This is a genomic window from Polaromonas sp. P4_H1, from assembly GCF_056400945.1.
This window is the reverse complement of the sequence record NZ_JBFUKG010000016.1, coordinates 20,894-45,773: the sequence shown is the minus strand read 5'-3', so window position 1 is coordinate 45,773 and position 24,880 is coordinate 20,894. Positions and strand designations below refer to the sequence as shown.

Annotated in this window: 27 protein-coding genes; 21 read left to right on the top strand and 6 right to left on the bottom strand. The window is 59.3% G+C overall.

The features are described 5' to 3' along the window. The first annotated feature begins 19 nt into the window (after positions 1-19). The 4 genes from AC1DS5_RS19240 to AC1DS5_RS19225 are packed head-to-tail and all read left to right on the top strand — an operon-like array spanning position 20 to position 3,137. Entirely contained in the window at positions 20-940 is a 921-nt protein-coding gene (locus AC1DS5_RS19240) for a fumarylacetoacetate hydrolase family protein (protein ID WP_477719859.1), read from the top strand. Between the two features lie 6 nt (positions 941-946). Continuing rightward, complete coding sequence (locus AC1DS5_RS19235) at positions 947-1,678, top strand: molybdate ABC transporter substrate-binding protein (protein ID WP_477719858.1); 732 nt, start codon at positions 947-949, stop codon at positions 1,676-1,678. A gap of 43 nt (positions 1,679-1,721) precedes the next feature. Beyond that, on the top strand, positions 1,722-2,597 hold the full coding sequence (locus AC1DS5_RS19230) for an alpha/beta fold hydrolase (protein WP_477719857.1): 876 nt from the start codon (positions 1,722-1,724) through the stop codon (positions 2,595-2,597). Positions 2,598-2,639: 42 nt separating this feature from the next. Next, positions 2,640-3,137 (top strand): GlcG/HbpS family heme-binding protein, encoded by a 498-nt coding sequence (locus tag AC1DS5_RS19225; protein WP_477719856.1) that lies wholly within the window; start codon positions 2,640-2,642, stop codon positions 3,135-3,137. 64 nt (positions 3,138-3,201) lie between these two features. Here AC1DS5_RS19225 and AC1DS5_RS19220 read toward each other — a convergent pair whose 3' ends face one another. The 4 genes from AC1DS5_RS19220 to AC1DS5_RS19205 form a co-directional block, all read right to left on the bottom strand. Then, on the bottom strand, positions 3,202-4,155 hold the full coding sequence (locus AC1DS5_RS19220) for a D-2-hydroxyacid dehydrogenase (protein WP_477719855.1): 954 nt from the start codon (positions 4,153-4,155) through the stop codon (positions 3,202-3,204). Next, complete coding sequence (locus AC1DS5_RS19215) at positions 4,152-5,129, bottom strand: Bug family tripartite tricarboxylate transporter substrate binding protein (RefSeq protein WP_477719854.1); 978 nt, start codon at positions 5,127-5,129, stop codon at positions 4,152-4,154. The genes AC1DS5_RS19220 and AC1DS5_RS19215 overlap by 4 nt, the downstream gene beginning before the upstream one ends. 6 nt (positions 5,130-5,135) lie before the next feature. After that, complete coding sequence (locus AC1DS5_RS19210) at positions 5,136-5,897, bottom strand: class II aldolase/adducin family protein (RefSeq protein ID WP_477719853.1); 762 nt, start codon at positions 5,895-5,897, stop codon at positions 5,136-5,138. Between the two features lie 131 nt (positions 5,898-6,028). Continuing rightward, complete coding sequence (locus AC1DS5_RS19205; RefSeq protein WP_477719852.1) at positions 6,029-6,952, bottom strand: LysR family transcriptional regulator; 924 nt, start codon at positions 6,950-6,952, stop codon at positions 6,029-6,031. 100 nt (positions 6,953-7,052) lie between these two features. On the opposite strand from AC1DS5_RS19205, the gene AC1DS5_RS19200 reads away from it, so the two are divergent. From AC1DS5_RS19200 to AC1DS5_RS19175, 6 genes are all read left to right on the top strand, one after another. Further along, complete coding sequence (locus AC1DS5_RS19200; RefSeq protein ID WP_477719851.1) at positions 7,053-7,817, top strand: RraA family protein; 765 nt, start codon at positions 7,053-7,055, stop codon at positions 7,815-7,817. 11 nt (positions 7,818-7,828) lie between these two features. After that, positions 7,829-8,809, top strand: a complete 981-nt coding sequence (locus tag AC1DS5_RS19195) for a D-2-hydroxyacid dehydrogenase family protein (RefSeq protein ID WP_477719850.1) — start codon at positions 7,829-7,831, stop codon at positions 8,807-8,809. Between the two features lie 28 nt (positions 8,810-8,837). Continuing rightward, entirely contained in the window at positions 8,838-9,809 is a 972-nt protein-coding gene (locus AC1DS5_RS19190) for a Bug family tripartite tricarboxylate transporter substrate binding protein (protein ID WP_477719849.1), read from the top strand. A gap of 31 nt (positions 9,810-9,840) precedes the next feature. Beyond that, positions 9,841-10,629, top strand: coding sequence for an SDR family oxidoreductase (locus AC1DS5_RS19185; RefSeq protein ID WP_477719848.1), 789 nt, complete (start codon positions 9,841-9,843; stop codon positions 10,627-10,629). A 112-nt stretch (positions 10,630-10,741) separates the two neighbouring features. Further along, complete coding sequence (locus AC1DS5_RS19180; protein WP_477719847.1) at positions 10,742-11,473, top strand: substrate-binding domain-containing protein; 732 nt, start codon at positions 10,742-10,744, stop codon at positions 11,471-11,473. Between the two features lie 83 nt (positions 11,474-11,556). Beyond that, on the top strand, positions 11,557-12,081 hold the full coding sequence (locus AC1DS5_RS19175; RefSeq protein WP_477719846.1) for a GlcG/HbpS family heme-binding protein: 525 nt from the start codon (positions 11,557-11,559) through the stop codon (positions 12,079-12,081). Positions 12,082-12,139: 58 nt separating this feature from the next. On the opposite strand, the gene AC1DS5_RS19170 is transcribed toward AC1DS5_RS19175, so the two are convergent. Next, positions 12,140-13,660: an MFS transporter gene (locus AC1DS5_RS19170; protein WP_477719845.1), complete on the bottom strand. Its 1,521-nt coding sequence runs from the start codon at positions 13,658-13,660 to the stop codon at positions 12,140-12,142. A gap of 152 nt (positions 13,661-13,812) precedes the next feature. Here AC1DS5_RS19170 and AC1DS5_RS19165 point away from each other — a divergent pair, with 152 nt between their 5' ends. After that, positions 13,813-14,709, top strand: a complete 897-nt coding sequence (locus tag AC1DS5_RS19165) for a LysR family transcriptional regulator (RefSeq protein WP_477719844.1) — start codon at positions 13,813-13,815, stop codon at positions 14,707-14,709. Between the two features lie 114 nt (positions 14,710-14,823). Here the strand turns inward: AC1DS5_RS19165 and AC1DS5_RS19160 are convergent, their stop codons facing one another. Next, on the bottom strand, positions 14,824-15,729 hold the full coding sequence (locus AC1DS5_RS19160) for a LysR family transcriptional regulator (RefSeq protein ID WP_477719843.1): 906 nt from the start codon (positions 15,727-15,729) through the stop codon (positions 14,824-14,826). A gap of 164 nt (positions 15,730-15,893) precedes the next feature. Here AC1DS5_RS19160 and AC1DS5_RS19155 point away from each other — a divergent pair, with 164 nt between their 5' ends. Genes AC1DS5_RS19155 through AC1DS5_RS19110 form a run of 10 tightly spaced genes read left to right on the top strand, consistent with a single transcriptional unit; the run spans position 15,894 to position 24,879 of the window. After that, the gene (locus AC1DS5_RS19155; protein ID WP_477719842.1) at positions 15,894-16,877 is read left to right on the top strand and encodes a 2Fe-2S iron-sulfur cluster-binding protein; all 984 of its coding nucleotides are present in this window, start codon (positions 15,894-15,896) and stop codon (positions 16,875-16,877) included. Positions 16,878-16,896: 19 nt separating this feature from the next. Then, positions 16,897-17,943 (top strand): gentisate 1,2-dioxygenase, encoded by a 1,047-nt coding sequence (gene gtdA / locus AC1DS5_RS19150; RefSeq protein WP_477719841.1) that lies wholly within the window; start codon positions 16,897-16,899, stop codon positions 17,941-17,943. Between the two features lie 59 nt (positions 17,944-18,002). Then, positions 18,003-18,698: a fumarylacetoacetate hydrolase family protein gene (locus AC1DS5_RS19145; RefSeq protein WP_477719840.1), complete on the top strand. Its 696-nt coding sequence runs from the start codon at positions 18,003-18,005 to the stop codon at positions 18,696-18,698. Positions 18,699-18,750: 52 nt separating this feature from the next. Next, positions 18,751-20,028 carry an aromatic ring-hydroxylating dioxygenase subunit alpha gene (locus tag AC1DS5_RS19140; protein WP_477719839.1) on the top strand — a complete coding sequence of 426 codons (1,278 nt, stop codon included), beginning with the start codon at positions 18,751-18,753 and terminating at the stop codon, positions 20,026-20,028. 55 nt (positions 20,029-20,083) lie between these two features. Next, positions 20,084-20,572, top strand: coding sequence for an aromatic-ring-hydroxylating dioxygenase subunit beta (locus AC1DS5_RS19135; RefSeq protein ID WP_477719838.1), 489 nt, complete (start codon positions 20,084-20,086; stop codon positions 20,570-20,572). A 3-nt stretch (positions 20,573-20,575) separates the two neighbouring features. After that, the gene (locus AC1DS5_RS19130; protein WP_477719837.1) at positions 20,576-20,896 is read left to right on the top strand and encodes a non-heme iron oxygenase ferredoxin subunit; all 321 of its coding nucleotides are present in this window, start codon (positions 20,576-20,578) and stop codon (positions 20,894-20,896) included. Between the two features lie 57 nt (positions 20,897-20,953). Beyond that, a complete protein-coding gene (locus tag AC1DS5_RS19125; RefSeq protein ID WP_477719836.1) occupies positions 20,954-22,138 on the top strand; it encodes an ABC transporter substrate-binding protein in 1,185 nt (394 codons plus the stop codon). A 4-nt stretch (positions 22,139-22,142) separates the two neighbouring features. Further along, positions 22,143-23,060: a branched-chain amino acid ABC transporter permease gene (locus AC1DS5_RS19120; protein WP_477719835.1), complete on the top strand. Its 918-nt coding sequence runs from the start codon at positions 22,143-22,145 to the stop codon at positions 23,058-23,060. Between the two features lie 11 nt (positions 23,061-23,071). After that, the gene (locus AC1DS5_RS19115) at positions 23,072-24,124 is read left to right on the top strand and encodes a branched-chain amino acid ABC transporter permease (protein WP_477719834.1); all 1,053 of its coding nucleotides are present in this window, start codon (positions 23,072-23,074) and stop codon (positions 24,122-24,124) included. Then, on the top strand, positions 24,124-24,879 hold the full coding sequence (locus tag AC1DS5_RS19110) for an ABC transporter ATP-binding protein (RefSeq protein ID WP_477719833.1): 756 nt from the start codon (positions 24,124-24,126) through the stop codon (positions 24,877-24,879). The genes AC1DS5_RS19115 and AC1DS5_RS19110 overlap by 1 nt, the downstream gene beginning before the upstream one ends. Position 24,880 lies beyond the last annotated feature (1 nt).

The window sequence follows — 24,880 nt, the reverse complement described above, 5'->3', positions numbered from 1 at the left end:
TGAAACTTTGAGGTAAAAAATGAAACTTGCATACGTCGCAAAACATGGTCGACGCTTCGTTGTCGTGCGGAAGGGAAACCAGTACGTAGATCTGTCGTTGACTGCCATGGGCTGGAATGGTGGATTGACGGAACTTCTGGCGCTTGGCGAGAAGGGCCTGACGGCGGCGAAACATGCCGTTGACGCGGCGCCAGAGGCTGCGTTCGTGGATCCTGAGTCCGTCACGTACCTGCGCCTGAATGAACCAACCTGCATCACCTGTGTAGGCAGCAACTATGCGGAACACATCCGGGAGAGGGGGCGGCCGTTTCCAAAAGAGCCCAGTTGCTTCATCAAGACGTTGTCTGCGTTCTCCGCCCACCAGCAGGCGTTGGAGCGCCCGGCGAACTCAGTTGAGTTGGACTACGAGGTTGAGCTCGCGGTAGTTATCGGTCGCGAAGGCCGATATGTGTCCATCGAAGACGCGTTGAATTATGTCGCGGGATACACGATCATGAACGAAGGATCGGTGCGCGACTTCCAGGGTCGTTACAACAACGTATCGCTCGGTAAAAACTTTCCGAAAAGCGGTGCGTTAGGCCCTGAGCTGGTTACGGCAGACGAACTGCCGGCTGGTGCGGAGGGCCTGCGCATTGGTACGCGCGTCAACGGTGTGACTGTGCAGGACTCAACGACCACTGACCTGGTTTTTGACGTACCCATGCTGATTTCTCTTGTGTCTCACACGGTGGGGCTCCAACCAGGCGACATTATTGCGACGGGTACTCCATCGGGGGTCGGTGCTGCACGAGTACCACCCTTGTGGCTGAAAGCTGGTGACCAGATCGAAATGTATATTGAAGGTGTCGGAACGCTTTCGAATTATGTCGTTGATGCGCCCGAGCCTGTTATCGGCCATCAATATGATCGGGCTGTTTATGCGCCAAAAGTTGCGGAGTGACAACTTATGACGCAAACCCAGCCGGCTCTTTCGACTGAAGTTTCAACTGAGACTGGTCACAACTTGACGGTCATCAGCACCTTGTCTGTCAGGGAAGCGCTTATCGAACTCGTCCCAAAGTTCGAAGAAGACACTGGATACACGGTCGAGATTAGCTATGGAGGAGGATCCGTCCTCTCCAGGCAGCTGTTCAGTGGTACCGAAGCGGATCTGTTCATTGGTCCTGAAGAGTTCTCTGAGCAACTGGCATCAAGAGGCGTATTGATGCAGAGCGGTCGAACAAACTTTGCTCGCTCCAGCAGCGGCATGGGTGTTTCGGTTGATTCTCCCAAGCCTGACATCAGTTCTGGCGAAAAATTTGTCAGGTTATTGCGGGCGGCCCGGTCGGTTTGCTACAGCGCCGGGGTGAGTGGGATTCATTTCGAGAAAGCCCTGGGGCGATACGGCATTGCAGACGCAGTTGCCGCCAAGCGCGTAACGCCTGGTACCGGTGAACTTGTGGGAGATGTTGTTGCGCGCGGAGCGGCCGAAGTGGGAATTCAACAGCTCAGTGAATTGTTGCCTGTTCGCGGCATCCACGTGCTTGGTCTTCCTCCAGAGTTTCAGCACGCCCTGATGTACGGGGGCACTGAGTTTTCAAAGACAAAACAATCAGGCCTTGCACAGGCCTTTCTCCGATTCCTTTGCTCCGACGCTGCGCTCGCCGTACTGCGGACCAGGGGTTTGGAGCCAGTTTGAGTTTGCGTTTGCGTTTGCGTTTGAGTAGTCAATAGGATTAGACATGCCTTTTACAACGATCAATGGAATCAAAGTCAACTACCTGATTAAAGGCAATGGGCCACCCTTGCTCCTCTTCGCGCCTGGCGGTTTCAACTCCGTCATAGGGAAGTGGACTGCGCAGGAAGGTCGAAATGCCTGGAAGGAAATGGACGGACTGGAAACTCTTGCCAGGTATTTCACTCTCATCGCCTACGACCGACGCGAAGCGGGGCTGTCCGGTGGGCGTGTTGAGCCCCTTACTTGGGATCTGTATGTTGAAGAGGCGAAGGGGTTACTCGATTTCGCCGGTGTCAAGTCGGCATATGTGATGGGTGGCTGTATGGGCGCATCACTTGTCGGTGCGTTCGCGGCGCAATATCCGGGTGTTTGCAAGGGATTGCTCCTGCATTGGCCTGTCGGCGGCTACCGATGGATGAAGCGTGGCCATGCGTTGATGAACAGGCACATCGACTTTGTGCTTTCTGAAGGTCTTTCGGCGGTGCCAAAACGCGCAGCGGAGCAGGGAAATTTCTGGGCTGATCCCGAGAGCGGCCCATGGGCTGCCCCTCTTTCCAGAGATTCTGATTTTTCGGCGTCATTTATCCGGCAGGACGTTGACCACTATGTCGAAATCATCGAACGCACCAGGGACGCACTTTTCCCCGATTGCATGCCTTCAGGTGCGACTGCGGATCAGCTGACGGGCATCAATGTTCCTGCGCTGGTCATGTCGGGAAAGGATCATGACCACACCGCGTCATCGGCATGGACGATCCACGAGCTCATGCCGAATTCGGAGTTGTGGGATGTGTTACCCCCGAATCAGACCGGATCAAACACTCTGGATCAGATTTTGCGTTTCACGCAAGGACTTGAGGAGACCTCGGGAGCAGCCTGAGATCGTTTGAATAGCCGAATTAAACCCACTGAAAGGAGACCCATGAAACTACTAAAAATTGCGATCACGGCCCTGGCCGCTGTCTCTGCACTGTCTGCCCATTCACAAACCCTGATAGGTACGCGAACGCTGTCACTGAATGCAGCTCAGGAGCTGGCAACTGCAGCACTCGAGTACTGTCGCAAAGATGGTTTTCGGGTGACTGTTACCGTTCTTGACGGTGCCGGCAGAACTGCGGTGGTTTTGCACGATGACGGAGCTGCCCTGCATACCATTGAACACAGCTTGCGCAAGGCCCATACTGCGTTTGTTTCTCGACAGCCGTCTGGCGAGTATGGAAAGCGTGTTCTAACGAATCCCGCCGGCGCCAGTATTCTTCAACTCGAGAACATGACGTTGGCAGAAGGTGGGATGCCTGTTCTGGCGGGTCGCGACCTGGTCGGTGCTGTTGGCATTTCTGGCGCGCCAGGCGGGGACAAGGATGCTGCCTGTGGACAAGCCGGGATCGAGAAGATCGGGCGCGCGTTGGCAGGTACCTGAGCGGTCTCGCTGCAGCGACTCTTGGACTGCTCCCTGTACGATAGGCAAACCTGACCTATCTCGCTTAGTACCCTCTTACCAGGTCCACAACATTCTGCAATCTTGTGCCATCCGCATATCGGCGTAAGTTGTCGAGGAAGCGTCGAGAGACCCGATCGGCCATACGGTTTTGAGAGCGCCCCGAAAGGTGCATGGACACGTGGGCATTCTTGAGTGTCCAAAGTTCATGCGTTGGGGGCAGAGGCTCGGGCGTGGTCACGTCCAGGAATGCTCCGCCCAGGACACCTTCCCGCAAGGCGATAACAAGAGCCTCCTGATCGATGACATTTCCTCTGGCGACGTTGATGAGTACCGCTGTTGGTTTCATCGAGGCCAACTCGTCCGCACCGATCATTTTTAAAGTTTCGGGCGTTGAAGGAACCGCGAGGATGACCCAGTCGAACTCCCCAAGGCGCTCGCGCCATTCGTGGGGGCCAAGGATATCCGCCCCCTCTCCACCACTAGACCTGCGAACCACTGAAACGTCGACATCTAGTGCCGAGAGCTTTTTCGCAACCAATTGGCCAATCGCGCCATAGCCGATAACCAATGCGCGGGTGCCTGCAAGCTCAACCACGCCAGGTGCCTTCGTGAGCCATTCGTGACGTTCTTGAGCATGTACCACGTCGCGGTATCCCTTTGCGATGGTGAGCATTCCCATCACCACGTACTCGGAGATCGTGATGGCATTGAGTCCGGCGCCATTTGTTACGATGACATTTCTGGTCTGGAGCGTCTGTACAGGAAGCTGGTCCAACCCGGCGTACTGGGTGTTAAACCAACGCAGTGAAGTTGCCGCCTGGATAAGCTCCGACATATCGGCTCTGCTTGGCAAATCCAGCCACCCGATTTCAGAATCCCGGCAAGCTAAAAGCCCCTCATCGCGCGACGAAAACCAATTTGGCTCCAACCAGTCCGGTAAGTTGCCCTCAAGTTCCTTCCGAAATTGGGTTGGAAGCACCGCTTTGACTTTTTTCATTCTGGTTTGATGTTGTTTGACTTCACAATGGCATGCCAGCGCTTTTCGTCTGCCTCAATCATGCGTGTGGCTTCTTCCGGGGAGCCTCCGATGAGCTGGATATCTGATTTGGCCAGTATGGCTCGTACGTCCTCCTGGCGAGCAATCTCTGACAGGAATCGACTCAGCTGCTCGATGACTGGTTGGGGCGTCTTTGCTCCCGCAGCAAAAATCAGCCACACGTTCGCCTCGAAATCCGAAACACCTGCTTCCGCCATCGTAGGCAGTTCAGGTGCTACCAGCGACCGGCGCGATCCGGTGTAGGCAAGTCCTCTGACACGTCGCTGCTGAATGAAGGGGAGGATCACAGATGGCGTGAAGAACACCATCTGAATCTGACCGCTCAGAACATCAGCAATTGCCGCGCTACCGCCTTTGTATGGAACATGCACCGAGCTGATTCCGCTCCGGACGTTAAAAAGTTCGCCCGCCATGTGCGGTACGGTTCCGATGCCTGGAGATGAAAAGTTCAGACCAGAGGAGCTTTGCTTAGAGTACCGGATCAGCCCGGCGACGTCGCTGGCAGGAACAGAGGGATGGACCGCAAGAATGAGGCCAGTAGTGGCAAACGCCGAGACTGGCTGCAGATCTCGCGCGACTCGATACGACAACTTGGGCTGGATGACTGGGTTGATGACCAGCGCTGGATCTGCCAGTACTAGCGTGTAGCCGTCCGCCGGCGCCTGTTTGACCAGATCCATGGCGACGGCGCCGGCTGCGCCCGGTCGGTTGTCAACGACGACAGCTTGTCGCGTTTTATCGGCTAATCTGGAACTGACCGCGCGTGCGACGATATCGACGATACCGCCTGGCGCATACGGAACGATGATCCGGATGGGTTTGTTCGGGAATGACTGAGCTGGTGATGCAGCGGAAAATGCAATGGCTCCCACAGCACAGAGACATGCGAGAACAGTAGAACGGCTCGTATCCATAGCCCGTTAGACCCTGTAGGATGGGTCGAGGGCGTCGGCGGCTCGCAAATAGGCAGCCCACTCCTCTTTCTCAACCTTTCGCTGAATGCGTTCATACTGCTGCGCTGTGTGCTCGCAGACTTCGTGGGACGGTATGTTGATTTCACTGCCACCTTGCTGGAGCATCATTTGAATTTCGCACGATTCAACCAGATAGCGCATTAGCGTTAATGACTCCGATGCAGTTTCCCCTGCAGTAAGAAGACCGTGGTTTCTCATGATCAGTGTCTTGTTTCGCGGTCCCAAATCTCTTGAGACACGAGTTGCTTCATCAATATCATTGGCAATACCCTCAAAGTCGTGATATGAAACACGGTTGTAAAAGACCATCGACCGCTGGTAGAAGGGAAGCAGTACTTGTTTTTGTGCAGACATCGCGACCCCCGCATTGGTATGCACGTGCAGGGTGTAATTGATATCCGGTCGGGAGTTAAGTACGGCGGTGTGAATTGTGAAACCGGCAGCGTTCACATCGGATGACTCGTCCATCGGTGATCCGTCAAGGCGCAACTTCAAAAGATTCGATGCCCGGACTTCTGTGAACAGTAGTGAATGGGGCTTGACGAGAAAGCATTCTTCACCAGGTACGCGTGCCGCGATGTGATTGAAGATGTGGCTCTCCCAGCCATACTTTACGGCGAGCCGGTAGAGGGCCGCGAGATTGACGCGCGTGGCAGCTTCGCTTGTGCTGATGGCCTTGCTGGTGGGCGCTTGCTGCAGGGTTTCCATTGACTTCGGTGCTCCATTGGTGTTTGGAGCGGCCAGTCTAGGATTTTGTCTTTAGTCCGTCCAATGCATATTGGGGAGGATCACAATTCAATTTTGGTATTGATTCTTCGATGGCCATCGAAGCGGGGATCTCAGCGGGGTTGCCCCAGGTTTGAAGGTGTTAGCTTTTCGACTTTGATAGGATTGGTGCGCTCCACGTCCAGGAAATTCTTCAAGATAGAAGACTCGTCGCCACGGCGCCACGCAAGAAAGAATTCGCTGCTCGCGCGGGTTCCTGTGAGTTTTCGGTACGCCACGTTCAGGATGTGCAGTCTGTGCATCGATTGGGGGACGATGGAGACTCCCGCGCCGGAGGCAACCAGGCCAATGACAGTAGACATGGGATGCGCCTCGAGGGCGATTCGTGGCGTGAACCCGGCAACCTCACACATGCGCATGAGGTGCTCGTAGATGGCGGGCGCTTCATGCCGGTTGAATGACACGAAGTTCTCATTCTCGAGTTCTCGCAGATTTACGGTTGGTTTGGCAGAAAGCGGATGGTAAGCAGGCAGCGCTGCTATGAAGGGCTCTTTGAACAGACTCAGTGTTCTCAGGTGAGGGTTGCTGATGGACTGGCGAATAAACCCAACATCAAGGTCGCCTGACAGCAGCATATCTACCTGCTTGGCAACGGTCAGCTGTAGCAACGTGACATCGACCCCCGGGTAAAGCTGGCGAAACCGCCCGACCAGCGCCGGGACGGAGGTGTAAATTGTTGAGCCAACAAATCCAATTTTCAGGGTGCCGGTTTCACCTCGCGCGGCACGCCTGGCAGTCTCCGGTGCAGCAGCAGCTAGCCGAAGAATTCGCCTGGCTTCTGGCAGCAGGCCGAGACCACCTGCCGTAAGCGTCACTGCCTGAGGCGAGCGATCCAATAGCCGCACGTTCAGTTCAGATTCGAGACGTGCAATCTGACGGCTCAGCGGCGGCTGAGAGATGTGCATCCGAAGGGCGGCGCGGCTGAAATTGAGCTCCTCGGCGACGGCCACAAAGCACGCGAGTTGACGTAGATCCATATCAATACCAATTTTGAATCATGATGCGTCCAATTATGCATTGGACGGTCGGGTGCGGCATACCTATTATCGAGGCCTGCATCATCTAAAGCAGCCACACATGACCATCAAAACGTTAGCTCAACATGATGGAAACCCTATGACTACAAAAAAACTCACTGGAAAAATTGCCGCCGACCGAATCCGCCTGATGGAGGTTCCGAGACCTGAAGCCGACCTGATTGAGGGCTTCCGTTCTCTGGGTGATGCCAGCGGCATCCTCTCCGACATCATGGATGAACTTGGCATCACTGGCGTTGCCCCGGCCACCAGGTTCGCACCGACCATCAAAGGCGCCCGAATGGTTGGCCCCGCCCTGACCGTCCGAAACATCGCGTTGCGTCAACACCCCTATGAAGCGGCCCGTGCGAAAGTCAACAAAATGGCAGAGTTCGAGGCGCATAACCTGGCCCTGCCGGGCGACGTGGTGGTGATCGATGGCGTCGCGGGTGTTTCCAACATGGGAGGCATCTCCGCGCAGACCGGCAAGCGCCAAGGGGAAGTCGGCGCAATCGTCAGCGGTGGCATCCGTGACGTTGCGCACTCCAGAAGCGTCGACTACCCGGTCTGGGCTACCGAAGTGACCCCGGTGACCGGCAAATGGCGTATCGAGACCGTGGAAATCAACGGTGATATCAACATCGACGGCATCCGCGTTTCACCAGGAGACATCGTTCTGGCGGACGAAACAGGTGTGTGCTTCGTTCCACGGGAAAGAGCGCGTGAAGTTCTCGAGCTGGCCCTCAAAAAGCATGCTGCCGAAGAGCGCAAATGCCGCCTTATCGATGAAGGCATGCCTGTGGCTGACCTGCCCAGTAACGCTTGAAAGCCGCAGCCATGAAAATCGCCGTACTCGACGACTATGCGGATACCGTTCGCAAACTTGACGCATTCCAGCTGTTGAATGGTTACGAAGTAACTGTCTACACGGATTACGTCGGCGATGTAGAAACGCTGGCGCAACGCCTGCGGGACACTGAAGCTCTCGTATTGCTAAGGGAGAGAACAGTCGTTGGGGAAGAACTGCTCCAGCGCCTCCCCAAGCTAAAGATCATCAGCCAAAACGGGCATGTTCCGCACATCGATCTGAAAGCCTGCACTCGCCATGGCGTGCTGGTGAGTGCGACGCTGACAGACAAGCCGTCTTACGCGGCTGCGGAGCTGACCTGGGGCTTGATGATCGCGGCGATGCGTCATATACCCTTTGAGGTGGAGGCCCTCAAGAACGGTCAATGGCAATCGACAATTGGACTGGGCCTCAGGGGGCGAACGCTCGGCATCCTTGGATACGGACGTATTGGCAAGGTCCTTGCGCGATACGCGGCGGCTTTTGAAATGAAGGTCCTGGTCTGGGGTCGGGGCGGCAGCCTCCAGTCAGCGAAAGATGACGGCCTGCAAGTGGCATCCAGCCGAACCGATTTCTTCCAGCGCGCCGACGTTCTCTCGTTGCATGTCCGGCTGAATGCCGAGACAAGGGGGAGCGTCACAGCAGAAGACCTCGCGCAGATGAAGCCCACCGCGCTGCTTGTGAACACCAGTCGCGCTGAGCTCATTGCCCCGGGTGTCCTGGCTACCGCGCTCAAGAATGGGCGTCCAGGCATGGCCGCTATCGATGTCTTCGAGAAGGAGCCCGTGTTTGGCGCGAACGACCCTCTTTTGACGCTTCCGAATGCAATATGTACGCCGCACATTGGTTACGTCGAGAAGGATAACCACGAGTTCGCCTACGGAAACGCATTCCGACAAATATTGGCGTATCTCAAGGGGACCCCCATTGCTGTTCACAACCCCGAGGTCGAACGCGCTGCGTCGGTCTAATCCCATTAACCCCACGCGCATTAAAGACATGAAAATTTCGAAATTTCTTGCGATCGCCGCGATGGTCGCCTCCGGTGTGATTGCTGGCCATGCGAGCGCTCAGGGGGCCTTTCCCAACAAGGTCATCAAGATCGTTGTCCCGTTTACGCCGGGTGGTAGCCCTGACTTGCTTGCGCGAACGGTCGGGCAAAAGCTGCAGGAGATGTGGGGTCAACCGGTCGTTGTTGAGAACCTCGCCGGTGCGGGTGGAGCCATAGGCGCGCAGGCGGTTGCGCATGCCCCGGCCGATGGATACACCTGGCTGGTCGCTCCCAACAGCGTTCTCGTCTTTTCGCCGCTGCTGCAGAAGTTATCGTATGACCCTGTGAAAAGCTTCACTCCCCTGGGTCTTGCCATCTCAGTGCAAAACCTGCTTGTCGTTCACCAATCGCTCCAAGTCAAGAACGTTCAAGAGCTGGTTGCCATGGCCAAGGCGCAACCGGGTCGCCTGACCTATGCATCAGCAGGGATGGGGTCGCCACAGAACTTCTCTACGGAGTTGTTGAAGAGCATGGCGGGTCTGGACATTGTCCATGTGCCCTACAAAGGCGCGCAGGCAGCACTACCTGACGTTCTCGGTGGACTCGTACCCATATTCATTGGTCAAGCCAATTCACTGCTCCCGCACATTGAGTCTGGAAAGCTACGCCTTTTGGCGGGAACTGGTATCAAGCGGTATGCGACGCTGCCTAACGTGCCAACTGTCGCAGAAACCATACCTGGGTTCTCGGTCGACATCTGGTCAGGCTTCGTGATGCCGGCCAACACACCCAAGCCAATTGTGGATAAGGCAAACGCCGCAATCCGGCGAGTCTTGGCCATGCCTGATGTGCAAGCCATATTCGCCAAGCAGGGCGTTGAAGTGAGCTCGAGTTCTCCGGAGCAAATGGCGAGTGTGCTTCGCGCCGACCTTGCGCGCTGGGGAAAAGTCGTCAAAGATGCAAATATCAAGGCAGAGTGAGCTTCTGTCCGGAATAAAGAAAAGGTAATCCATGGAACTGAATCTTCGCGACAAAATAGTCGTCATCACCGGTGGAAGCAAAGGCATAGGACTCGCGTGCGCGCGTGCCTTCGGCCTTGAAGGCGCACGTGTCGCTATTGTTTCGCGCAGTGAAGAAAACCTGGCGGCAGCTGTCGCCACGCTGGCAAAAAATGGCGTCCAGGTGCGTCCAGTTGTCGCCGACCTCGCAGACCCCCAAAGTGCGCTCGCAGCCGTGGCGGAAATTGAAACAATCCTCGGTCCCGTTGACGTGCTGATCAATTCTGCAGGAGGTGCAAAGCGAGTCATCCCCGCAGAGCTCAACGCACAGGCCTGGCGCGCAGCAATGGATGCAAAATATTTCACTTACATCCACGCCATGGATGCTGTAATGAAGTCGATGGTCAGTCGAAAGAAGGGCGCCATCGTCAACATCATTGGCACGGGCGGCAAGGTCGCCAGCGCCGTGCATCTGCCCGGCGGAGCTGCTAATGCAGCGCTCATGCTCGTATCTGCAGGGCTTGCCAATGCGTGGGGTAGTCACGGGATCCGTGTCAACGCCATCAATCCTGGTGCCACTTACACAGACCGGGTCCAGATGTCTCTGGAAGCGGAATCTCGTCTCACAGGAAAGTCCCAAGAGGACCTGCTCAAGGCCAATGAAGCGCGCATCCCGTTGGGACGATATGCGCATCCTGAAGAAATCGCAAATACGGCACTCTTTCTGGCGTCTGACTGCGCAAGCTATGTTACGGGCGCACTGGTCACGATGGATGGAGCGCTGACGCCAATGGTTGTTTGAGGCGTTTATACCGGACTTGGCTGATCGGCTTTTACCGGCTCGCCAGTCGTACGCCGCGCCCTAAGGTTGGCGTTCGCCTTTTTCAATGGACATGCGGAAGGCAAGACTCAAAGTGGGTAGTCAAAAAGGAAAAAGCGAGACCGGGTTTCGAGCCGGTCCTCCTGGGGCGTTGGTAGTTCTCAGCACGCTGTCGGCCAAGGAAGCGCTCATCGAAATCATCCCGCGATTCTTGAGTGAAACCGGCTTGACCGTAAACATCACCTATGTCGGCGCATCAATCTTGTCTCAAAGGGAGATGACTGGCCTGGAAGCAGACATCTTTATAGGTCCAGAAGAGTTGTCGGACCGGCTTATCGAATCAAACACATTAACCAGTCAATCACGATCGAATTTTGCAACGTCACGTAGTGGTGCTGCCTTTGCGTTGCGCACCCCCAGACCTGATATTAGTACTGCGAAGAAACTGATTGACGTCCTGTTGGATCTGCCAACGATCTCATATAGCGCAGGCTCCAGCGGTATCCACTTTGTGAAGGTGCTCGAACGATACGGAGTCGCAGAACCCATCCTTGCAAAACGAATTGCACCTGCTCCGGGTGAACCGGTCGCCTCGATTGTCGCCAGGGGCGATGCAGCCATAGGGATTCAACAAATTGGTGAGCTGCTGCCGATACCGGGAGTTCAGGTTCTTGACCTTCCACCGGAGTTTGAAAAAACCATGACTTACAGCGCAACTATGTTTTCCAGATCGACGCACAAGCAAGGTTTACAAGCGCTGATTGATTTTCTGCATACCAACGAGTCCAGGAAGATTCTTCGAAAAAAGGGTTTGCATCCCGTTTAGTACGTTTGCATTTCTTTGCCATAAGTTTAGTGATGCCAACCGCCCGATAGATATTTTCATATTGAAGTAAAGCAAACTCCCACATGGCCAAACTATTGATTTCCGAATGCCGAAGGTTTATGCAAATTGTCTCGGAGCGCGCAGCCGAACTTGGAGTAGATGTATCTGTTGCAATTGTCGGTCCTGAAGGGAACCTGATCGCACTCGAACGCATGGACAAGGCAGGGTTTATCACGCCAGATGCTGCGCGAGCAAAGGCGTTCACTGTTGCCGCATTTAGATCCATGAGTCCACGTTTTGCTGACGGACGAGTGATTCAAAAATGGTTCAAAGAGCGAAACCCACAAATGCTGGTCAACGCATCCGTCTTCACCAACGGTCAAGTATTCGCCTCTGGTGGGTCGGCACCAGTCTTTATCGGAGACGAATTGGTGGGTGCGTATGGCATCAGCGGCTCTACTGGTGACACCGACGAAGAACTGGGGTCTTACGCGCGCGATGCGCTCGGATGGCGTCATGCGCCTGAAAATGACACGACGCCAGAACATGTGAAGCAACATGTGAACGACATCTACACGCAAGTTGGCTTGAGCGATCGTGCGTTATAGACTCCTGCAATGAAACTGGCCTGGACCTTGATCAGAAAAGCCTTCAAGCGCCGCAAGGTCATCCCGAATCTCTCTGGTTCGCCTGCAACGCTGCTCCAGGAGCAAGCGCCCGATTGCGCCATGTGCGGCGGTAAGTTCCAACCGCGATGGCGAGCGCGACGGCGATCAAAATCGCCGCGACTGCGAACGTGATCCGCATGCCGGTGGCAACAGCCTCGGGATGCGCCGTTGTGATGTCGGTCGTCGCCGATGCGAGCGCGAACACAGCGCCCATCACGGATGCACCGGTGATGAGCCCGAGATTGCGCGACAGGCTGAGCATGCCGGAAATGACGCCTCGCTGGTCCGGACGGATATCGGTCATGACGGCGGTGTTGTTGGCCGTCATGAACAGCGCATAGCCGACGGTGATGACGACGATGGGGGCGATGTAGCCGGGGATGCCGAGCGTCGCCGGCACCATGGATAGCGCGAAGGAGCCGGCCGTTATGGCGATGAGCCCAACGATGGTCATGCGTTGTGCGCCAAAACGGTCTGCCATGCGTCCGGCCGGCACACCGGTCAGCGCGGCGGCAAACGGACCGACCGACAAGACGAGCCCGACAAGCGCCGCGTTGAGCCCGAGCGCGCGGGAGAGATAGAACGGCCCGACCACCAGCGTTGCCATCATCACCGTCGAGACGAGCGCGCTCATGGCGAGGCTTGCACTTAAGCCTGGATCGCGGAACATCGCCAAGCGGATCAAAGGGGATGCGGCTCTCGCCTCGGCGCGTACGAAGAGGCCGACTCCGAAGACAGCCGCCAACAGCAGCGCCATGTTGAGCGGACCGAAACTGCCGCGCCCGTCATGATGACGAATGGTCATGGCGAGTGCATAAGCCGCGAGCGTCAGGGCCAGCAGCAGCGTGCCCATAGGGTCGAAACCGGCGCCGTCAGTCCTCGGCCCCCGGCGATCAGCGGGCAGGTAGTGATGCGCGAGAAGAAAAGTCAGGATACCCAACGGTACATTGACGAGGAAGATGGCCTGCCAGCCGAGTCCGGCGATCAGAATGCCACCAAGCGATGGACCGAGCGCGGTGCCCATCGCGGACATGGTTCCGAGCAGGCCCATGGCACTACCGGTCTTTGCCTTGGTAACCGTCTCACCGATAAACGCCATGGTGAGGGCCATCATGACGGCTGCTCCGAGGCCCTGTGCCGCCCGGGCGGCAATCAGCAGCCAGAGCGTGGGCGCGATGCCGCACAGGACCGAGGCCACCGTGAACAGGAAGATGCCGGCCAGCAGCAGCCGCTTCCGGCCGGTGATGTCACCGAGCCGTCCGACGCTGACGATCAGGGTGGTGATGGCGAGGAGATACGCGAGGACGACCCACTGGACTTCCTCGAAGGAGGCGTTGAACGACTGTGCCAGGGTCGGCAAGCCCACATTGGCGATGCTGGTGCCGAGCGAGGACAGCAACATGGACAGCGAAAGGGCGGCGAGCGCCCACCGAACCGAAGATGTCCGCTCCGAACTTCCACTTTTTCCTTCACTTCCGGCGACTGCCTCATCCCGTTCTGCAATGATTAACTTCAACATGAACTCCGCTTTCTGCTCCGTTTACTGGCGACTCCGACATGGAGCTGATATGCAAGCGTAGTTCTTTGCCTGGCATAGCGGAAGGCGCACCATTTGCACTTTATTCGTGCGTTTGACGCCATGTCATCGCCAAACTGCGCTATGGTCGACGTATGGCGACACCCGATTTCAACCTGCTGGTCACGCTGGATGTGCTGCTCGCGGAAGGCAGCGTTGCGCGCGCGGCCCGGCGCTTGCGGCTCAGCCCGTCGGCGATGAGCCGGGCGCTGGCGCGGTTGCGCGAGACCACGGGCGATCCGCTGCTGGTCAGGGCCGGGCGTGGTCTCGTTCCCACACCCCGGGCGATAGCACTGCGCGAGCAGGTCGGCCAGCTCGTGCAGGACGCGGAAGCGGTGCTGCGCCCTGTGGAGAAGCTCAAGCTCAAAAAGCTGGTCCGAACCTTCACGCTGCGGACCCGCGAAGGCTTTGTGGAGAACTTCGGGCCAGCGCTCATTGCCCGCGTCGGCCAGGAGGCGCCCGGCGTGCGGCTGTGCTTCGTGCAGAAGCTGGACAAAGACAGCACGCCGCTGCGCGACGGGACCGTCGACCTGGAAACCGGCGTGGTGGGCAGGGCGACGGCTCCGGAGCTGCGCGTGCAGGCCTTGTTCCGGGACCGCTTCATTGGCGTCGTGCGAGCGGGGCACCCGCTGAGCCAGGGCGAGATCACGCCGGCCCGTTATGCGGCCGGCAGGCACATCGGCGTCTCGCGGCGGGGTCTGGGCGCGGAGCCGGTGGATGAAGCCTTGGTGCCGCTCGGGCTGCAAAGGGAGATCGCCACCATCGTCGGTGGCTTTTCGGCTGCGCTGGCGCTGGCCCGGGCCTCCGACCTGATCGCCACGGTTCCCGAACGGCATACCGGGAGCCTGCGCGCCGGCATGCACAGTTTTCCCCTTCCGGTCGCCACGCCGGAGATCACGGTGTCATTGCTCTGGCACCCGCGGCTGGATGCCGATCCGGCGCATCGCTGGCTGCGCGGGTGTGTTCGGGACGCCTGCGCGGACATCCGCTGAATGGAAAAGTTTATCGGAGTTGGAGTGCACCGCTGATGTCAAGCCCGCCGACGCCTTCAGGCCTCACAAAAAAGAGTACTACACCCACTCGGCCATGAAGCCAACTACCCCTGACTACCCATCTGCATGCATGTTGAAGATGAGGCCCCGCAACCACTGATTGGCGGGGTCTTTGTGGTACTTGGCATGCCAGAACAGATTGATGGCAATCTGCGGAAGCTTGATGGGGTGTGCGACGTATTTCAGGTTGAAAGGTACGGCCATTCGTTCTGCGAGGCGTTCTGGCACGGTGGCCACAAGCTCCGTTGACTGAAGAATGTGACCCACCGCCACAAAATGCGGTACGGTCAATCTCACCTTCCGCTGTGGTGAATTTTTGTCCAGTATTTCATCGACCATCCCGTGGCCTGTACCTGCCGAAACAATCGCCACATGGTCCGCCGCAAAAAAATCCGACGGCAGGATTTTTTTCTTGTCCAGCGGGTGCCCCTGTCTGAACATGCAGACATATTGCTGAGTGAACAATCGCTGCTGGAAGAAGCCGGCCTTGAGTTGGGGCAGCAGTCCGATGGCCAGATCGATATGGCCTGCCTCCATGGAGTCCTTCAGGTTAATGCTGGTATTGCGTACTGTGCTGATAGACACGGCCGGCGCCACCTTCTGGATCTTTTCCATCAAAAGGGGCAGGAAGTAGATTTCGCCGATGTCGGTCATCCCGATGGAGAAGGTCCGCTTGCTGGTTGCAGGGTCGAATGAATTCCTGGCGTTGACCGCGCCGTGGATCATGCCCAGCGCGTAGCCTATCGATTCGGCCAACTGGTCGGCGAAAGGCGTGGGCTGCATGCCACTGGACGTGCGCAGGAAAAGTTCGTCGCCAAAAAGCTTGCGCAGGCGCGCCAGCGCGTTGCTGACAGCGGGTTGCCCGAGGCCGAGGTTCTCGGCGACTTTCGAGACTTTTCTTTCGGTCAACAACTGGTTGAAGATGACCAGCAAGTTCAGGTCGATGTCCTGGAGTTCCATCTGCGTCTCCGATCTACGTTCCGCGCATGATTATTGATTTAAATGATATCAAACATTGACGTCATTGTATTGACTGATTATGCCCCGCGGCCGAAGATCACCGCCATAGCAACCACGGTTTCCGCCGTCGTTGCAAAAGCAATTTCTCCACGAGACAAGACCTGATGGAAATTTTTGTACGTCCCCTCCAGCGCACGCTGAGCGTTACCGCCGGCGTCAATTTGCTGGACGCCCTGCGCGCAAACGACGTGCCGGTGTCGTACAGCTGCATGGCCGGGCGTTGCGGCACCTGCCGCTGCAAGGTTGTCGAGGGGCATGTGCTCGACTCGGGCCGGGAAGCGCAGCGCCCGCTGGTGACTGAAGACCGTTATGTGCTGGCGTGCCAGACCTTTCTGACTGAATCCTGCACTGTCGAAATCCCCGAACCTGACGAGGTCGTGGTGCATGCGGCAAAAATCGTCAAAGCCACGGTCGTGGCGGTAGAAGACCAGACCCACGACATCAAACGGATCCGGCTGAAGGCCGCCAAGCCCCTCGCGTTTTCACCCGGCCAGTACGCGCAGCTTCAGTTCACGCCTGACCACATCCGGCCGTATTCGATGGCCGGCCTGTGTGCGGAGGATGAGCTGGAATTCCATGTGCGCCTGGTCCCCGATGGCCGGGTCACCGGCTACATCGCCAACACGCTGAAGGTTGGCGACGCGGTGCGCGTCAGCGGCCCGCTGGGCTCGGCCTACCTGCGTCGCAAGCATGAGGGTCCGATGCTGTGCGTGGCCGGCGGCACAGGCCTCGCGCCTATCCTGTCCATCATCCGCGGCGTCATTGCCGAAGGCATGCGCAACAGCATCCATCTCTATTTTGGTGTTCGCTCGGAACGCGACATCTACGGCCGCGAATGGCTGGCAGAGCTTCAGCGCCAACATCCGCAACTGCATGTGCACGTCGTAGTCACGTCCGGCCAGGCGCCCGGGTGCCGCACCGGCCTGGTCACGGAAGCCATCGCCCAGGACTGGTCCAGCCTCGAAGGCGTTCGCGCCTACCTCTGCGGCGCGCCGCCCATGGTTGAGGCCACCACCTTGCTGGTGCGCCAGATGGGCGTGCTTGCCGAACAAATTTATGCCGACGCGTTTTACGCCAGCGGCACTTGAAAAATCAACAGGAATAGCCATGAACGCCAGAAATCCCGACCTCGAATCCCAGCTGAGCCGCAAAGACTACTACGACCGCATTGGCGCCGACAACATGACGCCGCTCTGGGAAGTGCTGGGCGCGCTGGTGCCGCACTCGCCCAAGTCGCCGGCGGTCTCGCATCTGTGGAAGTACGCCGACGTGCGCGACCGTGTGATGGAGGCTGGCACGCTGATCAGCGCGGCCGAGGCTGAGCGCCGCGTGCTGATCCTGGAAAATCCCGCGCTGCGCGGCCAGTCCTGCATCACGCAGTCGCTGTATGCCGGCCTGCAGCTCATCATGCCCGGCGAAGTGGCACCGGCCCACCGCCACACCCAGTCCGCGTTGCGGCTGGTGCTGGACGGCGAGGGCGCCTACACCGCAGTCGATGGCGAACGCACGACGATGCGCCGCGGTGACTTCATCATCACGCCGGCCTGGACCTGGCACGACCATGGCAACGTGGGCGACCAGCCAGTGGTATGGCTCGACGGCCTGGACATTCCCATCGTGCGCTTCCTCGATGCCGGATTTGCGGAGAAAAGCAACAGCGACTACCAGGCCGTCGTCCGGCCGGAAGGCGATGCGCTGGCGCGTTACGGCTCCAACATGGTCCCGGTCGATTTCTACCAGCAGCCCGCCGAGCCGACCAAGGTGTTTGTTTATCCCTGGGAGCGCACGCTGGCCTCGCTGAAAACCATAGCCGGTGGTACGCCCGACGCGCACTTCGGCCACAAGCAGCGCTACATCAACCCCGCCACCGGCCGCTCGCCGATGCCGACGATCGCGGCGTTCTCCCAGCTGATTCCCGCAGGTTTCGAGACGCGGCCTTATCGCTGCACCGACGGCACGGTGTACGTGTGCCTCAGCGGCAGCGCCGAAGCAACCGTCGAAGGCAAGACCGTTCGCCTCGATGAAAACGACGTGCTGGTGGTGCCGTCCTGGCACAGCCACCAGTTCCGCGCCGGTCCCGAGACCGTGCTCTTCAGCTATTCAGACCGACCCGTGCAGCAGGCCCTCGGCCTGTGGCGCGAACACCGCGCTTGAAAATCCTTCAACCTTTTGCCACTTTGCCACTTTGCCACTTTGCTACAGAACACCACCACATGAACTACGCCATCGAACCCGCCACCATTCCGACGCTCGCCGTAGCAGGCATCAGCGAACGCTTCCCCGTCAACCGGATCTTCTGCGTGGGCCGAAACTACGCCGCGCATGCGCGCGAGATGGGCAAAGACCCTGACCGCGACCCGCCGTTCTTTTTCATGAAGCCGGCCAACGCAGCAGTCGATGCATCGTCGCCCGTCAGCATCCCCTATCCGCCGAAAACGAAGAACTTCCACCACGAAATTGAACTCGTCGTCGCCCTCGGCACGGGCGGCCGCGACATCGCTGTGGCCGATGCGCTGGACCATGTTTACGGCTACGGCGTGGGCCTGGACATGACGCGCCGCGACCTGCAGCTCGACGCGCGCGACAAGGGCCGCCCCTGGGAGTTCGGCAAGTCCTTCGCGCTGTCGGCACCTGTCGGCGCGCTGTCACGCGTGGCCGACAGCGGCCATGTGGTTGAAGGCGTTATCAGCGTCACCGTCAATGGCGACGCCCGTCAGTCGTCGGACATTGCCAAGCTGATCTGGTCGGTTTCGGAATGCATTGCCTACCTGTCCGAATACGAAACGCTGGAGCCCGGCGACATCATCATGACCGGCACCCCCGAGGGCGTGAACGCCGTGGTTGCGGGCGACGTGATGCAGGGCGACATCGCGGGCCTGGCCGGCATCACGGTCGCGGTGAAGGCCTGATTCGCAGGCGCGGAAAACGGCAAACGGAAAAACGGAAACCAAGGAGACAGCGATGACTGCATCGACCACCGCATCCACCGGAACCTTCCCCGTCAAGATCCATTGGGAATCCGAAGGCACCAGCAGGATTCCCTTCATGGCGTACACCGACCCGGACCAGCACAAGAAAGAGCTTGAACGCTTCTTCTACAACAAACACTGGAACTACGTCGGCCTTGATGCCGAGATTCCCAACGCCGGCGACTTCAAGCGCACGGTGGTCGGAGAGCGCTCGGTGATCATGGTGCGCGATGCCGACGGCGGCGTCAGTGTGGTCGAGAACGTTTGCGCCCACCGCGGCATGCAGTTCTGCCGAGAACGCCATGGCAACAAAAAAGAGTTTGTCTGCCCGTACCACCAGTGGAGCTACACGCTGAAGGGCGATCTGCAGGGGGTGCCGTTTCGCCGCGGCGTCAAGCAGGACGGCAAGGTCAACGGCGGCATGCCGGCGGACTTCAAGACCACCGACCATGGCCTCAACAAGCTCAAGGTCGCGACGCGCGGCGGCGTGGTGTTTGCCAGTTTCGATCACGACATCGAATCGCTCGAAGATTTCCTCGGACCGGTCATCCTCGGCTATTTCGACCGCCTCTTCGACGGCCGCGAACTGAAGATCCTGGGCTACAACCGCCAGCGTATTCCGGGCAACTGGAAGCTGATGCAAGAGAACATCAAGGACCCATACCATCCCGGCCTGCTGCACACCTGGTTTGTCACTTTCGGTCTCTGGCGCGCTGACAACAAGTCCGAACTGAAGATGGACGCACGCCACCGCCACGCGGCCATGATTTCCACGCGCGGACAGTCGGGCAAGGCCGATCAGGTCACCCAGGTGTCCAGCTTCAAGGAGAGCATGGAGCTCAACGACCCGCGCTTCCTCGACATCGTGCCCGAGCCCTGGTGGGGCGGCCCGACCGCGGTGATGATGACGCTTTTTCCCAGCGTCATCCTGCAGCAGCAGGTCAACAGCGTGTCAACGCGCCACATCCAGCCCGACGGCCACGGCTCCTTCGACTTCGTGTGGACGCATTTCGGCTTCGCGGACGACACGGAAGAGATGACGCAGCGCCGGCTGCGCCAGGCCAACCTGTTCGGCCCGGCCGGCTTCGTGTCGGCCGACGACGGCGAGGTGATCGAGTTCTCGCAGCAAGGCTTCGAGCAAAAGCCGTTCCATCGCACCCTGGCCGAACTGGGCGGGCGCACGGTCGAGGACACCGACCACATGGTCACCGAAACACTGATACGCGGCATGTACCAATACTGGCGCGAAGTGATGGAGGCTGAAGCATGAGCCGCCGGGCCGCTCCCAAGGCGAATACCGCAACGCATAGCGTGGAGGTTACACAATGAGTACCGCTGTCAACATCAATTTTGAAGACTACCTGCAGGTTGCGCAGTTATATGCCGATTACGCCCGGGCGGTCGATTCGGGCGACTGGGATTTGTGGCCCGAGTTCTTCACCGAAAACTGCACCTACAAGCTGATCCCGCGTGAAAACCATGAACGCGGCTTCCCGCTGGCCACCCTGCTTTTTGAAAGCAAGGGCATGCTGAAAGACCGCGTCTATGGCATCCGCGAGACGCTGTTCCATGACCCCTACTACCAGCGCCACGTCGTCGGCGCGCCGCTGATCCACAAGGCCGGCAACAACCGTTTCGAGGCCGAGGCCAACTACGCGGTCTTTCGTACCAAGCTGTCGCAGGAATCGACCGTCTTCAACGTCGGCCGCTACATCGACGTGATCGAGCGCACGCCGGAAGGTCTGAAGTTCTCGTCGCGCTACTGCGTGTACGACAGCGAAATGATTCCGAATTCCATCATTTACCCGATTTAAACCATGAGCAATTCCAACTGGATTGACGCCACCGAAGAAGACGGTGTGCCCGAAGACGATGTGATCGGCCTGCAGGTCGGCGGCCGGGACATTGCCTTCTACAAGGTTGAAGGCAGTATTTTTGCCACCGACAACATTTGTACCCACGGCCATGCGCGGCTGTGCGACGGCTTTCTTGACGGCTATGAAATTGAATGCCCACTGCATCAAGGCAAGTTCGACGTGCGCAATGGCCGTGGCACCTGTGCGCCGGTCACGGAGGATGTTCGCAGCTACCCCGTGCGCATCGAAGGCGGGCGCGTATTTGTGCAGATGTCTGACTGACCCCGCAGCAGCCCCATCCTTCCCTCACCCTATCTACACAACATGAGACAAGAGAACATGACTACGACACCCACGACTTCCATTCGCCGCACCGCGCTCGCCGCCCTGGCGGGTATGGCACTTGCAGGCGCCAGCCAGCTCGCCGCAGCCGCCACCATCGGCATCATGGCGCCCTTGTCGGGCCCGCAGGCCATCGTGGGTCAGGACCAGGTCGACGGGTTCATGCTGGCAGTCGGGCAACTGGGCGGAAAGCTCGGCGGTCAACCCGCCACCATACTGAAGGAAGACGACCAGCTCAAGCCGGAAATCGGCAGCCAGATCGTGCGCAAGTTCATCGACAAGGACAAGGTCGATGCCATCGTGGGCCTGAGTTTTTCCAACGTGCTGATGGCCAGCCTGCCGCGCATCGTCGAGTCGGGCACCGTGGCCATCGCCACCAATGCCGGCCCGTCACCGTTGGCCGGTGCGGGTTGCAAGGCCAATGTGTTTTCCGCCGCCTGGCAAAACGACGGCGCCGCCGAAGCCATGGGCAAGTTTGCCCAGGACAAGGGCCTGAAAAAGGTCTACCTGATGGCGCCCAACTACCAGGCCGGCAAGGACATGATGACCGGCTTCAAGCGCTACTTCAAGGGCCAGATCGTGGACGAGGTTTACACACAGGTGAACCAGCCCGATTACTCGGCCGAGCTCGCGCAACTGCAGTCAGCCAAGCCCGATGCGGTGTTTGTGTTCTACCCTGGCGGCATGGGCGTCAACTTCATCAAGCAGATGAGCCAGGCCGGCCTGATGGCCAAGGTGCCCCTGTATTCCGTCTTCACTGTTGATGGCACGACCTTGCCGGGCCTGCATGATGCAGCGGTGGGCAGCGTCAGCGGTGCGATGTGGGACGCGGCGCTCGACACGCCGGAGAGCAAGAAATTCGTCGCCGACTTCGAGCGCAAGTACAAACGTACTCCCAGCGAATACGCGGCAACGGCCTACGACGCGGCCAATATTCTGAACATCGCGCTCGGCAAAGCCAAGGCCGGCGATGCCAAGGCGCTTGCCGTCGCAGTCAAGGCGGCCGGCAGTGAGTTCAAGTCGGTGCGCGGCCCGTTCGCGTTCAACAACAACAACCTGCCGGTGCAGAACTACTACGCGTTCGAGACCATCAAGAGCGGCAGCAACGTCGCCGGAAAGCTCGTCGCAACGCCGCTGACCCGGCAGACCGATGCCTACCACGCGCAATGCGCGCTGAAGTGACGCCATGAACAGCACGCTTGTTTTTGCGCAACTGCTCAACGGCCTGCAGTACGGCGTCCTGCTGTTTCTGCTGGCTGCAGGCCTGACGCTGGTCTTCGGCATCATGAGCTTCGTCAACCTGGCGCACGGCTCGCTCTACATGATGGGCGCGTACTTCGCGGCCACGGCCTTCCAGTACACCGGCTCCTTCGGGCTGGCCGTGCTGGCGGCCATGCTGGGCTCGCTGCTGCTGGGCCTGGCGCTGGAGTTCGTCGCCGTCGCGCGCCTGTACCGCCGCGACCACCTCGACCATGTGCTGGCCACCTTCGGCCTGGTGCTGTTCTTCAACGAACTGGTGCGCATCATCTGGGGAGCGCAGCCGGTATTTCTGCAGGTGCCGCAATTCCTCGGCGGCGCCATCGACATCGGCGGCTTCAGCTACCCGGCCTACCGGTTCGCCATCATCATCGTCGGTCTGGCGGTGGCGATAGCTTCCTGGCTGCTGATCAACAAGACCCGCGTGGGCATGCTGATCCGCGCCGGCGCCGTCAACCCTGCGATGGTGGCGGCCCTGGGCGTCAACATTCGCCTGCTCAACGCCATGCTGTTTGCGGTCGGCGCCATGCTCGCGGGCCTGGCCGGCGCGATGGCAGGACCCATCCTGTCGGTGCAGTCCGGCATGGGCGAGTCGGTGCTGATCACCACGCTGGTCGTCATCGTCATCGGCGGCATCGGCTCGGTCACCGGCGCGTTTTATGCGGCGCTCATCGTCGGCATCGTCGACACCATGGGCCGCGTATTTTTGCCCTTCATGCTGCGGCAGGTCACCGAGCGCTCGTTCGCCGATGCCGCCGGCCCGGCGCTGGCCTCCATGCTGGTGTACCTGCTGATGGCGGTGGTGCTGGCGTGGCGGCCGCAAGGTCTTTTTCCGGCGAACAGGTGAAGGTGATGGCGATGACTCCCCTTATTTCACGGCCCAGCGCCTGGGTTCCCCTGCTGGTATTGCTGCTGCTGGCGACCGTTCCCTTGGTGGCGCAGGCCACCGGCCAGCAGTTTTATGTGGCCTTCTTTGCGCGCATCATCATCTACGCGATCGCTGCCTGCGCGCTGAACATCGCGCTGGGTTACGGCGGGCTGGTCAGCTTCGGGCATTCGCTCTTCCTCGGACTGGGGGGCTATGCCGTCGGCCTGGCATCTTTTTATGGGGTCGGCAACGGCTGGGTGCACCTGGCGCTGTGCCTGGGCGTGTGCGGCCTGGTCGCGCTGGTCACGGGCGCCATCAGCCTGCGCACCACCGGCATCGCCTTCATCATGATCACGCTGGCCTTCGCGCAGATGGGTTACTTTCTGTTCGTCAGCCTGAAGAACTACGGCGGCGATGACGGCATGTCCATCGCGCAGACCAGCCGCTTCGGCCCGCTCGATCTGTCGTCCGCGACCAGTGTCTACGTCGTCGCCTTTGTCGTGCTGGTGCTGTCGATCTGGTGGCTCGCCAGGCTGCGCACCGCGCCCTTCGGCATGGTGATCCGCGGCGCCAAACAGAACGCGCGCCGGGTCAATGCCGCCGGCATCCCGGTGCTGCGTTACCAGTTGCTGGCCTATGTGATGTCGGGCATGTTGTGCGGCGTGGCCGGTCTGCTGCTGGCCAACCTCAATGCCTTCGCCTCGCCCAGCACCCTGGCCTGGGCGGTCTCCGGCGAGCTGATCGTCATCGTGGTGATCGGCGGTCTTGGCACGGTGTTCGGCCCCTTGATGGGCGCGCTGGTCTTCCTGGGTCTTGAAGAGGTCCTGAAAGGCTTCACCGATCACTGGATGGTCATCTTCGGCCCGCTCATCGTCATCGTCGCCCTCCTGGGCAAGCGCGGCATCATCGGCCTGCTGCAGCGCTTCGATTCCCGTGGAAAGCAGCCCGCCAAAATCATCTCTACCACTACTACCACGCCCACTACCACGACCACCACCGCAGCGGCTGTGGCGGCGACGGGTGTGGCGAAGGGAGCCCTGTGATGGCCAGCGTACTTCGCACCGACTCCCTCACCAAGCGCTACGGCGCGCTGCTGGTCACCGACGCCGTGTCGCTCGACATCGGCGAGGGCGAGCTCCACGCCATCATCGGCCCCAACGGCGCCGGCAAGACGACGCTGATCAACCAGCTGTCGGGTGAGCTCGCACCGAACAGCGGCAGCGTCTGGTTCAACGGTGCCGATGTGTCCGCGCTGACTATCCACAAACGCGCGGTACGCGGCCTGCTGCGGTCTTATCAGATCACCTCGATTTTTGAGGACTTCAGCGTGCTGGAGAATGCAACGTTTGCGGCGCTCGGCTCGCGCCAGCACGCCTTCAAGTTCTGGGCGCCGATGCTGGCCGGCAAGGAAGCGCGCCAGTTCGCCGAAGAAGCGCTGGAGGCGAGCGGCCTCACGCACCGGCTCCACGTGATGGCCGGCGACCTGGGGTACGGCGAGCGACGCCAGCTGGAGCTCGCGATGAGCCTGGCCGCGGGGCCGAAGTTCCTGCTGCTCGACGAGCCCATGGCCGGCATGAGCGTGCAGGAGTCCGCCGCCGTCGTCGCCCTGCTGCAACGCCTGAAACGCCAGTACACCATCCTGCTGGTCGAGCACGACATGGACGCGGTGTTTGCGCTGGCCGACCGCATCAGCGTGCTGGTCTACGGCAAGATTCTGTTCACCGGAACGCCCGATGAAATCCGCAACCACCCGGAAGTGCGGGCGGTCTACCTCGGCGAAGAAGAGGCCGAAGCATGAC